Genomic DNA, 14966 nt, shown 5'->3' with positions numbered 1-14966 from the left:
CGGCACAACAGTTTTAAACTTTACACTATGAAAGCTTTTAGGAGAAAACAATGAAATTAACAAAATCGATGATACCTTTGGCAGTGATGTCTGCGTTAGGCTTAGGCTTCGCTAATCAAGCATCTGCGAGCGTATACGGTGTATCAACATTAGAAATAAACAATTTGAGCATAGTTGTATCACCAGCGGCTGGTGCAACTATACGAAACTTTAATTACAATTTAACAAATACCGCCTTCTTAAATGGGGTTGGTGGGGCAACCAATGCAACTTGTAGCGGCACTCCCGGTCTAGGCGGCACCACAAATAATTGTGGTGGAGCAATTGCTCTTGATGCACCAGTCTATAATGCTCCAGGAAGCGCACCCATAGCTGCAAATAACAGCTTTGGTCTACAGGGCCCCGGCGCAAACCAATATTCCCGTGCAGATTCGGTAATTTACGACTCACAATTAACCCTTGACCCAATTACTCATCAGCAACAAATTGCTGAATCAGAACTTCAAACGGGTTTATCAGCGTCAGCCACCTCTTTGATACAGTCCGTTACAGGTTTCACCTTTTCATTTACCTTAGCTGCGCCTGGTAGCCTTACCCTGTCATTTGATGCGTCGGCTTATTTGGAAGCTAGCAGCAATGATCCTGATGGATCCAATCAAGCGGCTCAAGCTAACATAGCTTTGATTGGTTCACTAGCAAGAGATAGTGGCGGTTATTTTTGGCAATGGACTCCGGATGGCCAAGTCAATACTAACTGTTTAGCTGGCGGAGTTGGCGCAAGCTGTACTGAAACAGCAGACGCTGACACGATCGGCAATAACTCTGTTGGCGTAAGTACTGACCCAGCCTCGGACATCTTTACCACTGGTGGTTTTGGTTCATACTCTGTAACGTTTAACGGTTTAACAGCCGGTGATCATACTTTTACTTTAAGGTCTGAAACCAGCACAAACTTATCAAGAACACCTGCCGTTCCTGAACCTGAAATTATGTTGCTACTGGGTATCGCCTTAACAGGCTTCTCCTTGAACATGCGTAGAAACAGAAAATCAATAGCGGCTTAAGCTAATAAGTAGTTGCTTAAATTGAGGGTGGGGCTTTAAAGTCCCACCCCTTTTATGATTTATTAAAATCTTCAATCAGCGCTGCAGCTGTTTTTGCGCCCTGCCACTGTTGCAGAATTTCCGCAAAGTGAATGGTCCGATTCCGAATTTCAGAAGAATAAAGCACTTCAGCCAATGCTTGCTTAAGCACCAATATCCCTTTTTTTCTTACCCTATCCAAGGTCAAAGCTCGTCCCAAGCCCAACTGTTCAATTCTTTTAGCACCGATATACTGCTCAGCATGCGTTGCTACAGCTACGACGGGCAACCCAAATGCCAATGCCTGATACAAAGTTCCATTCCCGCCGTGACAACAGACTAGGTCGCATTTAGTAAGAACCTTATCGGTATTGACATATTCTTCTAAAAAGAAATGAGGTGGGAGATCTTGATTCCATTGTTTGGGTAATTTACCGCAAGCTACAATGATCTGAACCCCCAGGGATGTTAATTCGCCCAACTCTTCAACGAGACCTTCGAGACTTTCACTGCCTAATGATACATAAATCGTTTTTCGATTCTTTTCCAGCTTATCCAGACAGGCCGGCGCAGGAAAATCATTATGCCACGTAATAGGACCGACATAACGCGTATGGTTAGCTAAATGAGAAACAGGGTTGAATTCAGGTATATCGGCAAATAAGGACAGATCACCTTCTTCATGCTGATTGCCAAAATAAGGTTTCAAACCCATTTTTTTTCTTACTTTGTTTAGGTCGTTCATGACAAATCGATCATAAAAATAACATTCTATTTTTGTTTCAATCGGATCAAGAAATCCCAATAAACCCATGTAATCGCCTGGGCTAAAAAAGGGCAATTTTCGAAATGAGCTCATATGCACATTTAAAACAGACACGGTTTTTATCCCGCAATAATCGGCTGAAGTTCTCGCGGTAGGCCGATTATCGATTAAAACAAGGTCAGGTTTAACGCGCTTAAGAAAATCAATCTCTGCCTTTATAAAGCTTTCAAGCTCCGTAAAGCGATAGAGTTCGTTAAGCTTTTGTGATCGTACTGCTTTGATGATTTGCTCGATTGAAATATAGGGAAGCACTTCGATTTCAAATCCAGCATCCCGGGCAATTTGAAGAAATTTGCCGTAGCCCGCAAAAACAATCTCATGCTCATGCATCTTGAGAATTTTGGCTATTTCCAATAGTCTTGAAACATGAGCCAGCGCATGAGCATTAGCAACTGCTACTATTTTCATATTAGCCAACTCCCAGACTAATTTTTATTAGCTAATTCTTGTAGCTTATTGACCCTTTCTTTCATTTCCGGACTTAACTCGAATGTAGCAAGCTTGTTCAAAACTGACGCGGCTTCGCTCTGCTTATTTTGCATCACTAAAGCTTCACTCAAATGATAAAGTAATTCGATATTTTCAGGCGCTTTGTCCACAGCATCCTGAAGCGCTTGAGTACCTTTTTCAATCTGACCATCTTTAATCAACAACATTCCTAAAGTATCAAGAACTTGTGGGTTTGTTTTTTCAATGCTTACTGCTTTTTCTGCATAGCTTATCGCTTGATCCAAATCACTTTCGGCTTCAAGCCAAGCCAGATTATTGTATGCCGCAGTTATACTGGGATCCATACTGATCAGTTTTAAGTAAGCATTTTTGGCCTCTGGCTTGTTTAGCAAGCCCATATAACCGTCAGCCAGAGTGAGTTGAACAGAAATATCATCCGGATGCTGGGCGAGCCAATTTTTCATTATGGAAATACTCTCATCAAAACGCTTTTGTGACCATAGGCTGTTAACCCACCAAAGTGTCACTTCTGAATTTTGATTAATTTTAGCCAGCTGTTCAAAATACGTTGCAGCCTCGACAAATTCATTTTGATGCATTGATAACCAACCCGAAATACTTAAAACTTCTTGGCGATTACCAAACTCCTTTTGCAAAGAGTCACGCGCTCTATTAGCGTCGTCAATTTTTCCACTATAAAATAAGGTTTTTATTTCTCCGATGCGAGCAGGCAAATAGCTTGGATCTTTGATTGTCGTATTATGAATTTGTTTTGCTGCTTCGTTAAGATTACCTGTTTTGGCAAAGAAATCCGCTAGCGCATAATTTGCTGGTGCCGACATCGGCATTTTCTTCACTATATCTTCAAAGATTTGCTTAGCCTTTTCGGTTTCTCCCAAATTCAAATAAGCTTTGCCTCGCATTTCAAGAATCTCGGGATCCGATTTGTTTTGGGTCAAATTCAATACATCCTGATACTTTTCTGATTTGAGATAATATTTGGCTAAAGCAATAACGGGGCTAATTGCCTCGGAATTACTGGCTGCAGCTTGATTAAGTAAGGCAATGGCTTTTTCGGTATTGCCTTGTGTAAATTCAATTCTTGCATAGCGTTCCAATGCCTGTAAGTGTTTAGGATCGAGATCTATAATTCTCTGAAGATATGATTTGGCGCCATTGTAGTTTTTTTCCGCTTCCGCCAATATTGCTAAATTAAACAATGCATTTTTTTCATTGGGCAAAAGCCTGATGGCTTCTTGGAAAGCTGATGTCGCCTTTTCTACGTCGCCTTTAGCAGCGTAAATCATGCCTTCAGCGGTATAACCCAACCCATAGTCCGCCTGCCTCTTGGTTTGCTGAATCTCTTTAGCAACATCTAACGCTTTCTGGTAGTCTTTATTTTCAAGATAAGCAAGAGATATTAGTACTCCAGTAAGTATTAATTCCGGATCCAGTTTCCTGGCCTCTTCAAGATCCTTAAGACCCTGTTTGGATTCACCTTTCTTAAGCTTCTCATAACCTTGTTTCGTTAATAGCAGGGCCTTTTCGTTACGCCCGTTAAGCAATTGATTTAAACCGTTAATTCCTAAATACCCCTCAGAAGCTTTGCTAGGTTCGGACTCATTAATTGGCTTTGTTAGATAGAAATCATCGCTGGTCTTTCCATCATCTTTAAACACGGCAGCATCAGCCAAATTTAGACAAGCTTGCATGCCAAGAGCAAAAATCAAGCTCCTATATAAAAATTTTGGATTTTTCATATTTCCGATAGTTTTTCTTTCATGTATGGTAAGCATTGACATATTATTTTTCCTCTCATTAAAAACAGTTAAAAATATTAGATCCGTGCAACTAAAAAATATTAAACTGAATATGGATTTTTGATTTTAGTTACAAAACTTTCAGGAAAGTGATGAGAAACAACAAAAAACGCGTAATTTTCTTTGCTGAAACGGTGACCCTAGCTCATTTAACCAGATGCTTGATAATTGCTAAAGCGCTGCATGAAACAGGCAAATACATTGTAGCATTAGCCGCTGACAAACGGTTTGACGACATAATCGATCACAGCTTTCTCATTCGATTCCCTTTAAATACGATTTCCTGTGCTGAATTCACTTTTCAGTTGCAAAAGGGCCTTCCTGTTTACAATACTAAAACGCTAATACGTTATGTTAAGGATGATCTAACCGTCATAGAACAATTTCGACCTGACTTTATTTTTGGAGATTTTCGTCTGTCATTAGGAATTTCCAGTCGATTGAAAAAAATTCCATATGCCAATATTACGAATGCCTATTGGAGTCCTTATGCAAAAATGGAATATCCTATCCCTGAAATTTTTCTAATAAATATTTTCGGAGTCCCGTTTGCTCAAAAAATATTTAATGCTACAAAAAACTTAATTTTTTACATTCATTCTCTCTCGTTTAACAACGCTTGTAAAAAATTTGGTGTAAAACCATTAACAAATGATATGCGAGACATTTATACCTATGGTGATTTTACGATTTATGCAGATATAGAGTCATTGCTCCCAATGAAAACTTTACCAGAAAATCATTTCTTCATAGGTCCGATTTCATGGTCCGCCAATTTACCAACGCCCGAATGGTGGCCTACACTACCAAATGATAAACCAATAGTTTTTGTTACTTTAGGTAGCTCAGGTGATAATTCATTGTTGCCAATGATCATAAAAACTCTAAGTCAAATGCCAGTAACAGTAATTTGTGCCACCCTTAAAAAAACGACCATTGACAAAGACTATCCGAATGTATTTTTAGCAGAATTTCTCCCAGCAGAGATGGTGGTTAAAAAATCTGATATTGTTATATGTAACGGTGGTAGCCCAATGATTTATCAAAGCTTAGTAGAAAATAAAGCAATTATCGGCATTCCAAGCAATTTAGATCAGTATTTAATGATGAGTCTAATAAAAGAGGCTAATAGAGGGTATTTAATAAGAGCAGGCCAGGCAAATCCACTCTTAATTAGGGAAGCAGTAAATAAAGCCATCGAAAATACTCCTTCATCTCACTATGAAAAACCAGCATTGGCTCTAAACAAAATAATGGCACTAATTGACTTAAATTAATCAAATCCTTTCTAAAATCTTCTAAGCTTTGCTTCAGAGTTGACACGTATTTCTTTCAAAGACAGAAAGCGGGCAACTATTTTTTATTTAGTAATGCTAGATTCCAAACATGAATGCTTTAAAAGCATTTAATTTCTTTTTTCTCCATAAATCTAGGCATTAATATGTTGCTGAGAAGAAAACTTTTAAGAAGTGGATGCGTGAGTAAGGTGAAAATCATATTGTTAATTTTATTTCAATTAGTTAACGCCCCAGTTTTTGCTGAAGTGAGAGAAAAATGGGTTTCTGCAGAACCCGCCACCCGGGAAGTTGCAATCACAGGTTTTACCAGAGCCCACGCTACCATTCCGGTTGCTACAGAAGTTGCTGGCAAAATTAAAGATATTTTTGCTGATGTAGGAAATCCCATTCCAGCTCAAGGGAAACTTGCTTGCTTGGATGAGATTTTTGTTCGACTCGATATTCAGGCCGCCGATAACGAAATCGCCCAACATAGTAATGATGTCACTTATTTCCAAAGAGAGGTTTCTCGCCATGAAAAATTGGTGGCTAAACAAACCATTGCAATCAATGTGCTTGACAATCTTAACCGCGATTTAACAAATTCGCAGCGCGCCATGCAAACTGCCAATATCCGAAAACAGCGCCTTAGTGAACTAAAAAGGCGTCATTGTATAGAAGCACACGCCGGTTGGCTGGTAATCGACCGATTAATAGAGCCCGGACAGTGGGTACAGGAAGGAGAAGTTATCGCACACATTGGTGATTATTCAAAACTGGTTATCCCATTGATGCTTTCAGAACGTGAATTGGCCACCTTGACTAATCAAGATAAAATTGAAGTGCTGTTAACAGAATACAATATCCATGTTCCGGCTAAAATTGAACGTATTTCGCCCGCATTCGATGAAAGTTCGCGGAAAATTCCGGTCGAACTTTCTATCAAAGATGACGTACCCATACATCGAGGCGGCATAAGAGCAGAGTTAATTCTGAAAATGCCCACTGATGAACAAACATTTTCTGTTCCACAGAAAGCATTAGAAGAACGATTTGAGGAGTATTGGCTGCAGCGTAAAGATGGAAAATCACTTAAAGTGAAAGTAGTTCTAAAACAACCAGATGGAAATGTCAAAATCAATTCCCCAGACATTAAAGCGGGCGATCTGTTTAAAATTATCCGCTGATAACTATGCAATCTCTCATCCGATTCACCTTAGAACAAAAAATATTTTTTAATCTAGCTTTTATCCTGCTGGTTATAGCGGGTTTTTTCGCAATGTCAGCAATGCCAACCGAGCGATTCCCTGACATTAATATGGCAATCGTTAATATCACGACCGACTATCCAGGCGCTTCCGCTACTGATGTGGAAACCCTGGTTACGCGAAAACTTGAAGAAGCTCTTGAGAATATTGAAAATATTGAGTGGTTATCCTCCTCATCACACCCTGAACGCTCTTATATTCGAATTAAATTAATTGACGACAGTGATTATCAAAAACTATACAACGAAATACGATTTGAAGTTTTAAACGCTAAATCAGATCTTCCTTCCGAGATTGACCCACCTAAAATAGAAAATATTACGATGGGTGATCTGTTGCCTGTATTGATTGTAAATCTCGTCGGTCAGCATGATAATCGCGCGCTCTCTTTAATGGCTGAGCAAATCAGAGCTCCTCTGCAAAGAATACAAGGTGTAAAAAAAGTTGTCGTTTCTGGAGAGTTTACGCGCGAGTTCCATATTTACCTGGATCCGGAAAAACTCCGTACTTTGGGGGTGAGTTTTGACGAAATTACCCATTCATTAGAAGACGCTAATTTATCAGTAGCGGCAGGCAGTTTCTTAGCTCATGGAAACGATTATCAAATTAAAGTTGATGAAAAGCTTTATGACAGAGATCAGGTTGTTAATACGATTATTCGCCGTGACGGAGAAGGTAGCTTTATCCGGTTAAGAGATTTAATAACGCGCGCAGATTTTGATTATCGCAAGCCCTACATAATTTCTTCTGTGAACGGAAAGAATGCTGTCTCCTTAAATGTCATTAAAACCCCTGAAGGCAACGCTCTGGCAATCAAAGAAAATGTGCTAAAGGTATTAGATCAATTTAAGCCGCTAATCGATCGCGAACAATTAGAAATTTCTCTAACCCAGGATTCTTCGATAAAAATTAATGATGGATTATCGACTTTAGGATGGAATTTAGCCGTCGGGATGCTACTGGTTTCGGTAATTACCTGGTACTTTGTCGGCATAAGGAATGCCGGACTCATAACAATCGGTATCCCTTTCTCATTTTTAATCACCATACTGGTCATGTACATGACCAACTACAGTTTTAACGAAATCACCTTATTTGCCTTCGTTTTAGTTTCCGGCATCATTGTAGATGATGCTATTGTGGTAACCGATAATATTTACCGACATATTCAGGAAGGTCGGCAACCCTATCAGGCGATCATAGAAGGCACAGCGGAAGTTGCTATCCCTGTAATCTCATCAACGATTACAACAATTGCCGCTTTTTTACCCATGTTAATCATGACGGGTACAACAGGAGAATTCTTTGCACAAATTCCAGCTGCAGTAAGTTTTGCCCTGCTAGCCTCTTTGTTTGAGTGCCTATTTATACTTCCCAGTCATTATCTGGATTTCGGCCCGCAAAAAGCTAAGGAATTAACACAAAGACTCGAGGAGGATAACTTCATCATGGGTTTTTTTCGTGACTTAACTCAAAAGGTACTTAATTGGACATTAAAGTTTAGAGCCTTAACAGTTTTTATTGTGACTTTGCTTTTCTTAGCGTCTATCGCAACCATGTATGTTTCGATGACCGGAATTTTACCTTTGATCAAAACCCAGTTTTTCCCCGACGATTATGCTATTTACTTTGTCGATATAAAGGGTCCGCCCAATACATCTATGAACAAGATTGATGAAATCACCAGAGAAGTCTCTAGAACGATCATGGAAGATGGCCCAGAAAAAGCAAAATCAGCCACAGGAATGGCCGGTGTTTTTATGAATGAAGATTACGAACTCATATTCGGAAATAATTACGGTGTTGTTTTGGTCACTCTACCGGCTAAACAAGATCAGGATATCTCTGATCCGATGGTACATTTAGATCAGATTAGAACAAAGCTTAAAAAGCAATTTGAAAAAAATGATGTCGCATTATTCGTCCACCCCATGAGAGAAGGACCACCTTCCGGAAAAGCCATCAATATCAAAGTAATGGGTAGCAACTTAAATGCTGTTTCCGGGCTTGCTGAAAATTTGCGGCAATTTTTAAAAACCAATGTTGAAATTGCCCCTTATTTAGTGGAGCTTGAGGATGATAGAGGTTCCCCAAAGAAAGTATACCGCTTCGATATTCGTCATGAGCGAGTCAAAGAGTATTCGCTCAGCAGCAGTGAAGTAACGCGAATGGCGGGAAGTGTTTTAGATGGTCGATATATCGGTAAGTTTCGAGCAAATGATGAGGAAATCGACCTTAAACTACTCATCGATCAAAAAACAATAGAGCATCCTCAACAGGTGTTATCAATTCCTTTCCTGGAAAATGCTATCAGTCCGATTTTGTTAAGTGATGTGACTGAATTGCGCTCTTACGAAGAACCCAGCGAACTAAATCGATATCGCGGACAACGCGCTATCAGTATAAAAGCTGATTTAAAAACGGGTTCCCCGGTTTCATCCTCCAGCGTTATCAGTACGGTCGCTCGCTATTATGACACGATTAGAAACGACTATCCTGGCGCCACACTTCTATTTAGCGGAGAATATGAAAACACTCAACGCTCCTATGAATCACTGATCTTCGCATTTTTTATTGCCGTCATGATCATTTATATGGTGCTTGCCGCTCAATTTCAATCCTATCTGCAACCTGCCATTATCCTATCCAGCATTATATTTGCTTTTATTGGGATTGTTTTGGGTAAGTTTCTAACTCAATCCATATTTACTGTAAACAGCTTTATTGCCGTCATTGGTGTTGTGGGAGTAGTTGTCAATGACGCCTTGGTGCTAATAGATTTTATCAACAAAAACTATCGCTCCGGCTTATCAAGAAGAGAATCCATTGATAATGCCATTAAAGTTCGTATCCGCCCCATCATCCTGACAACAGTAACCACTGTATTAGGCTTACTTCCTATGGCACTCGGGATACCCAATTATTCTGTTGTTTGGGGTACGATGGCTTCGACTTTTGTAACGGGCTTGGGGACGGCAACATTGTTAACTTTATTTGTTGTTCCAGTGCTTTGGGATTTGATTCAAGCAAGACAAGAAAGAATCCAACAATAATGAACTCACTATCAACTCTGGATTTTGTTAATTGGCTTGTGCAAATAAGCGATCGAAAAATTAATATCGCTTCATTTGACCAAAATACTAATTGCCGCGCAATGGCCGAACTTTTAGTGAAAAAGATCAGAGGCGGCATTGATTCTAACGTTGAAAATCTGGGACTTATTAATAAAAGTGCAAGTTTGAATGGGGAAGCATCTTTTAACGATACTATTTATCATCGCCTTAGAGAATTCATCGGTCAAAAACAATGGGTAGGCATCATTATTCCTTCAGGAATAAATCATGAAATAGACGAAATTTTGTGCGATCCCAATTTACTTCATTATCTATTAGAGTCCGATATGTCAGATAAGGGCTTGATTATTCAGTTAGATGAATCTCCTAAAGCAACTTCTACACTTTTCAATATTCATCCAATAGTAATAACTGCGCTTAATGAAGCGATAAACTGGCCGGGAATTTTACTGGTAGTGCCCGGCGATGATTCCGTGTTTTTACCTTTAAGTTCGCTTAATAGTGTGGAAATTGATATTGAGGCCCGCTTGATGTGGTTATTGTCAACCCTAAACAATGGGTCGAACATAGAACTGGGAAAACTCAGAATAAGCTATCGAAACAAATTTCCTGAAGTCTTTGAACATGAAAAGTCAACGATCAATATTCTTCATTTAAGCGGACTCCACATCGGGAGTAAAAGAGCAAAATTTAGAATGCCGCGGATTCAACAATTTATAAGATTATTGATTGAGAAGATAGGTGAAACAACTAAAACCGTGCCTGTAATCACAGGCAATCTTATGGACACTCCTAGCGAACAGAATATAAATGCTGTTCGCTCATTTTGGTCATTTCTTACCGATTTGGGTATCGAAGAACCACTATTGGTGTTAGGTGACAACGATGTTAGAAAAGATGGTAACGTTAACGAAAACTACTTGACAGCTATCGGCTTCCCTTTAACGAAAATTATATGGCATGACGAGCAGAGACTAGGAATAATTTGCATCAACACCGTACTACAGGGCAATTTGCTAAATGGCTCAGTCAGTCACCAGCAACTGGCGGAGATTGAACATGAATTGTCACGCAAAAACAATTCAAGTGACTTTAAATTAATAGCCATTCTACATCATCATCCTGTTGCTCATGAGATGATTAATGTCAATACTGATAAGCTTTACAAACAACTTGAACAATCAGATTTTGGAACAACTATCGCATTAGAAAATGCCGATCTGTTGACTGATTTTTTTAAACGTAATTCAGTAGCTGCTATTTTACATGGCCACAGCCGTATTCCATTATTCAGCCTAATGGAACAAAACATACCGGTTGTAGGTTGCGGTGATTCCATTGGCTTTATTTCTGATAATGACCGCAGTGTCTATTTTTCAGTCAACATTGTCACATTCAATATCCTGGCTCGAAGAATAGCCTGTCGCTTTTTGATTTACAGAAAGCCGGAGGGAGGTTTAAACAAAGCTAAATGGCATGAAATAGTCTATTTGACCAAAATGGAATAACGCAAAGAGGAAGAGGTGCTGACTTGATTGTAGTGTTTTTCACTTATTGCAAACCACATAATCCTCTCATCGCACAACTCAACGCATTAATCTCAGCAGAAAAATAGTTTTGAGGAGAATTAAAAGAGTGCTATTAAACAGAAGCCTTGATTTGTTTATATATCCATTGATATAGAGACTTTAAGTCGGCATTCATGTGATCTAACGCAGATTGAGTCTTTATAAAATAGGGCGCTCTTATTCCATGATAATCAATATCTTGCCCCACCTTTTCAAAAACAATACCGGATCTTTTTAGTAACCGTGGCAAGAAAGGCTCCATCATGGCAAAAACATTCGTTTTTCCAGTTAGTTCTGTTAACGCGGTAGCCGCCAAAAAACCGGACACGGCGATTAGAGAAAATGTTCGCTCTTCAACTTGGGATATATCCAGTGAATCGGGCCCACCGAACCGGGTTAAAGATTCACCCGTCCGTCGTCTGAAAGCACTATCCACTGCCAGTCTGGATATTTCGCAAATGGTGGTTCTATCCAAGTGATAACTGTCTATCAATGATCGATTTAGGCTTTGACCGCAGAATTTTTCAAAGGGTAGCAATCCTTCACCGTTCGAACCGGTTGCTGGAACTAATCTGACGCAACCGGCGGGCATTTCCAGTCTTTTATGAATGATGACGCAATGATAGGAACTATCGTCAAACTCATCCTTTTCTTGTTCATTCGGGCAATTTTCTTTTTCTTCATAGCCGAACTCTTCACAATAAACTCTGTATCTAATGTGAAACGCTTTGGTCTTTTCTTCGGCCTTGCATGCAAGATTAACTGAAAAATAACTTTCAAAACTTTCAATTAAGGAAGCTACATTATCGGGTGGCTTACTTGCCATAATCTCTCATCTCCAAATTCATATTCGAGTTGCCTCTGCCTGTGCATTCAATTTTTAAATATAAATTCTCTTAAACGCATTGTAGATGAGAAGAGATTTAGCGCAATTAGCAGAACCGTTTTTGATGGTTTGTGCTCATTTCGTAAAGTTGGAACAAATAGACCCGTCAAGAATTAAAATATAAGAATATTTATTTTTTAGAAAAAAAACGACTTTTCAAAATGATTTTCAGCGGCGTCAAAGCGATAATTGCCCTGAACAGCACCTGATTATTGTCTATAAGCCCATAACATTCATAGGCATAGGAGGTCCCATCAATCGCTTTAACCAATATGTGCAAGCAAGTGTTACTTTTCAATAAAGTCAGGCATTGACGATGGATAGAGATTTTATGCGAAGAATACACCATTGGATCTTTTTTGAAATCGTGTTTGTCAAGCCAGGCTTGTTCAAGTAATGCACAAGAAATGAAACTGCATGGAAAAATTTCTGGAAAAATAGTTTTTTCTTCCAAGTCATCAAAAAACAATAATTGATCCACCAGAGAACCACACAAAAAGTTTTTCCCGTTACTGACATTGATAAATTTACGTTTCAAAAAGAAACCATGTTCAGGCAATACAGAGCGATCTGGATAGGATTTTAGATTTCCCCAAGTCGAAAAGTCGGCATCAGGCAGGAATAACGCAAATTGAGACTCTTTTTTATAGCCTGTCAAAGCCAATATGCCGTTGGCTTTGACAGCAACTCGATTACTGAGTACCAGTCCGCCATTATCTTTTTTAAATTGCGATTTCTTTATATCGATTTCTACTGTATCACCAGGCTTAACCGCATTTGCAAAGTTAAACTGGTAGTTACTGAACTGAAGTTGTTGATCTTGAATCAACACATCTTCGTTATTACTATTACGATACTGCTTAATGTGAGCCTCGAGTAACGATTCAAGCTGAAACCCCAATACTATTGGCCCCTCAAACGGATTATTTTCAATTAGCTGCCATTTAACCGGTTCATGGAACAAATTAAAATCATCGGTTGCATTTCGGGCAACATCAATATGAATCTGGTTAAAAATAAAAGTGATGTTATTGCTAGTCATCACAGGTCAGACAATTGAAACATCACTCACCCAAACCAACCGCCCTTCCTCCGCCGATTTGATAGCTGCCTGGATAACCCGGCAATTGCTTTTGGCATCACTCAATGAGAGCAACGGCGGCTTGCCATCTAGTATACGCTGGCTGACGCCTTCTATCTCTAGCCGAAAATGATTATGAGCGGGGAGCCGTTCTTCGGTTTGCAACCCTGATTCTGTCCAGTATGAAATAACCGGTGCATCGCCCGGTAATTGCCAGACATTGTGGCATTTGATGCCGCCTAAGGTGCCGATGATTTCGTATTCGGCGCGTCTGGCGCGTTCAAAACTGAAATCAAAATGAGCATAACGCCCTTCGCCATAATCAATCACGCCGTTCATTGCGGTGTCGGCTCCGCTTTGCACATAGTTAGCGAGAGCTGTTACGGCCACTGGATCATTTTCAAACCACATTCTGGCAGTATGAATGGCATAACAACCTATATCCCACATGGCGCCGCCGCCTTGATTGACATCCAGCGCCAATCTGTACATTCGCGCCGGTTTCATCATAAAAGAGAAACAGGTACGTACCGTTTTGACTTCACCTATCAACCCGGAATTGATTATTTCTCTAACCCGCGCATGCTGGGGGTGAAAACGGTACATAAAGCCTTCTGTGACAGATACATTATGCTTTTTTGCAGCTGCTTCAATGGCATCAATATCGGCCACTTTTAAAGCCATCGGCTTTTCACATAAGACGTGCTTTCCCGCTTCTAACGCTTTTACTACCCATTCGGCGTGCTCATGATTGGCAAGCGGTAGATAGACGGCTTGAACCTGATCATTGGCAAGCAAGGCGTCCAATTGATCGTAGCATGTCACATTGCTTTGACCGGGAGCGTAATTTGCAAGGGTTTCGGCTGCAGCTCCGGGACGCCTGCTGGCAATCGCTACCAAGCGGCCATTAGCCGCTTCAACAATAGCCGGTAACAGACGCTCATTAACCCGCGCCGCACCTAATATTCCCCAATTTAACTTGATATTCTCATTCATGATTGGCGGTTCCCTTTACTCATCTGCGCTTGTATCTTTGTTTTTTATAATATCCAATATGGCTTGCGCGTGACCTTCATGCGCGACGTTATACATTGCCTCGACAATAACACCCTTCTTATCGATGATAAAGGTGGAGCGAACGATCTTCCATTTTTTTACCCCTTCTTTTTCAACTTCTTGCCAGACACCGTATTTTTCGCAGATCTCGCCAGACTCATCCGCCAATAACTCAACGTTGAGATCGTATTTTTTGATGAATGCGCGATGACTTTCACAAGAGTCTTTACTGACGCCGATCACAACGGTATCGAGCAGCGCAAAATCGGCAGCCATTGCTGTAAAGTCATTGGCTTCAATTGTACAACCTGGGGTATCGTCTTTAGGGTAGAAGTAAAGCACCACATTTTTTAATGACGCGTAGTCGTCCAGTGACACCAGTTTATTATCTTGTTGCAAGGATCTGAAATAAGGTGCTGGTTGATTTTTTTCTAACATGTTTATCTCCTCAAGGATTGATACGATGTTTTTTGGAACAAGCATAAAGTCAATTTTGTCAATAAACCCCCCTCTCCCTCTGGGAAATGGATGGGGTGGGGGGGGTCAAAAGCTTAAGTTATTTTGTGCATTTTCCTTAC

Annotated in this window: 11 protein-coding genes; 5 read left to right on the top strand and 6 right to left on the bottom strand. The window is 40.0% G+C overall.

The genetic code is table 11. The features are described 5' to 3' along the window. The first annotated feature begins 50 nt into the window (after positions 1-50). Positions 51-1064: an EDSAP-1 family PEP-CTERM protein gene (locus GO003_RS13135; RefSeq protein WP_159652587.1), complete on the top strand. Its 1014-nt coding sequence runs from the start codon at positions 51-53 to the stop codon at positions 1062-1064. A 52-nt stretch (positions 1065-1116) separates the two neighbouring features. On the opposite strand, the gene GO003_RS13130 is transcribed toward GO003_RS13135, so the two are convergent. Together GO003_RS13130 and prsT are read right to left on the bottom strand one after the other, a co-directional pair. Further along, positions 1117-2316 carry a glycosyltransferase gene (locus GO003_RS13130; RefSeq protein WP_159652589.1) on the bottom strand — a complete coding sequence of 400 codons (1200 nt, stop codon included), beginning with the start codon at positions 2314-2316 and terminating at the stop codon, positions 1117-1119. Positions 2317-2333: 17 nt separating this feature from the next. Next, positions 2334-4160 (bottom strand): XrtA/PEP-CTERM system TPR-repeat protein PrsT, encoded by a 1827-nt coding sequence (gene prsT / locus GO003_RS13125; protein WP_159652591.1) that lies wholly within the window; start codon positions 4158-4160, stop codon positions 2334-2336. Between the two features lie 110 nt (positions 4161-4270). On the opposite strand from prsT, the gene GO003_RS13120 reads away from it, so the two are divergent. The 4 genes from GO003_RS13120 to GO003_RS13105 all read left to right on the top strand — a co-directional run bounded on the left by GO003_RS13120 (position 4271) and on the right by GO003_RS13105 (position 11305). Further along, a complete protein-coding gene (locus GO003_RS13120) occupies positions 4271-5455 on the top strand; it encodes a glycosyltransferase (RefSeq protein WP_159652593.1) in 1185 nt (394 codons plus the stop codon). Positions 5456-5619: 164 nt separating this feature from the next. Further along, the gene (locus GO003_RS13115) at positions 5620-6642 is read left to right on the top strand and encodes an efflux RND transporter periplasmic adaptor subunit (protein ID WP_231088980.1); all 1023 of its coding nucleotides are present in this window, start codon (positions 5620-5622) and stop codon (positions 6640-6642) included. A gap of 5 nt (positions 6643-6647) precedes the next feature. Continuing rightward, complete coding sequence (locus tag GO003_RS13110; protein WP_159652597.1) at positions 6648-9776, top strand: efflux RND transporter permease subunit; 3129 nt, start codon at positions 6648-6650, stop codon at positions 9774-9776. Next, complete coding sequence (locus GO003_RS13105) at positions 9776-11305, top strand: metallophosphoesterase family protein (protein ID WP_159652599.1); 1530 nt, start codon at positions 9776-9778, stop codon at positions 11303-11305. Before GO003_RS13110 ends, GO003_RS13105 begins: the two co-directional genes overlap by 1 nt. Before the next feature lie 133 nt (positions 11306-11438). Here GO003_RS13105 and GO003_RS13100 read toward each other — a convergent pair whose 3' ends face one another. The 4 genes from GO003_RS13100 to GO003_RS13085 form a co-directional block, all read right to left on the bottom strand. After that, on the bottom strand, positions 11439-12191 hold the full coding sequence (locus GO003_RS13100; RefSeq protein ID WP_159652601.1) for a PEP-CTERM/exosortase system-associated acyltransferase: 753 nt from the start codon (positions 12189-12191) through the stop codon (positions 11439-11441). A gap of 190 nt (positions 12192-12381) precedes the next feature. Beyond that, positions 12382-13293, bottom strand: coding sequence for a hypothetical protein (locus GO003_RS13095; RefSeq protein ID WP_159652603.1), 912 nt, complete (start codon positions 13291-13293; stop codon positions 12382-12384). A gap of 6 nt (positions 13294-13299) precedes the next feature. Beyond that, a complete protein-coding gene (locus tag GO003_RS13090) occupies positions 13300-14328 on the bottom strand; it encodes a Gfo/Idh/MocA family protein (RefSeq protein WP_159652605.1) in 1029 nt (342 codons plus the stop codon). A gap of 15 nt (positions 14329-14343) precedes the next feature. Next, entirely contained in the window at positions 14344-14826 is a 483-nt protein-coding gene (locus GO003_RS13085) for a peroxiredoxin (RefSeq protein ID WP_159652607.1), read from the bottom strand. Positions 14827-14966: the final 140 nt, after the last annotated feature.

This window comes from Methylicorpusculum oleiharenae, from assembly GCF_009828925.2.
Classification (GTDB): domain Bacteria; phylum Pseudomonadota; class Gammaproteobacteria; order Methylococcales; family Methylomonadaceae; genus Methylicorpusculum; species Methylicorpusculum oleiharenae.
This window is presented reverse-complemented; position numbering and strand designations above follow the sequence as displayed.

What these genes read in the sequence shown, in the direction of transcription:
- GO003_RS13120 (WP_159652593.1), top strand. Translation starts at nt 4,271, where the DNA reads ATGAGAAACAACAAAAAACGCGTAATTTTCTTTGCTGAAACGGTGACC.
- GO003_RS13105 (WP_159652599.1), top strand. Translation starts at nt 9,776, where the DNA reads ATGAACTCACTATCAACTCTGGATTTTGTTAATTGGCTTGTGCAAATA.
- GO003_RS13100 (WP_159652601.1), bottom strand. Translation starts at nt 12,191, where the DNA reads ATGGCAAGTAAGCCACCCGATAATGTAGCTTCCTTAATTGAAAGTTTT.
- GO003_RS13085 (WP_159652607.1), bottom strand. Translation starts at nt 14,826, where the DNA reads ATGTTAGAAAAAAATCAACCAGCACCTTATTTCAGATCCTTGCAACAA.
- prsT (WP_159652591.1), bottom strand. Translation starts at nt 4,160, where the DNA reads ATGTCAATGCTTACCATACATGAAAGAAAAACTATCGGAAATATGAAA.
- GO003_RS13115 (WP_231088980.1), top strand. Translation starts at nt 5,620, where the DNA reads ATGTTGCTGAGAAGAAAACTTTTAAGAAGTGGATGCGTGAGTAAGGTG.
- GO003_RS13135 (WP_159652587.1), top strand. Translation starts at nt 51, where the DNA reads ATGAAATTAACAAAATCGATGATACCTTTGGCAGTGATGTCTGCGTTA.
- GO003_RS13095 (WP_159652603.1), bottom strand. Translation starts at nt 13,293, where the DNA reads ATGACTAGCAATAACATCACTTTTATTTTTAACCAGATTCATATTGAT.
- GO003_RS13130 (WP_159652589.1), bottom strand. Translation starts at nt 2,316, where the DNA reads ATGAAAATAGTAGCAGTTGCTAATGCTCATGCGCTGGCTCATGTTTCA.
- GO003_RS13110 (WP_159652597.1), top strand. Translation starts at nt 6,648, where the DNA reads ATGCAATCTCTCATCCGATTCACCTTAGAACAAAAAATATTTTTTAAT.
- GO003_RS13090 (WP_159652605.1), bottom strand. Translation starts at nt 14,328, where the DNA reads ATGAATGAGAATATCAAGTTAAATTGGGGAATATTAGGTGCGGCGCGG.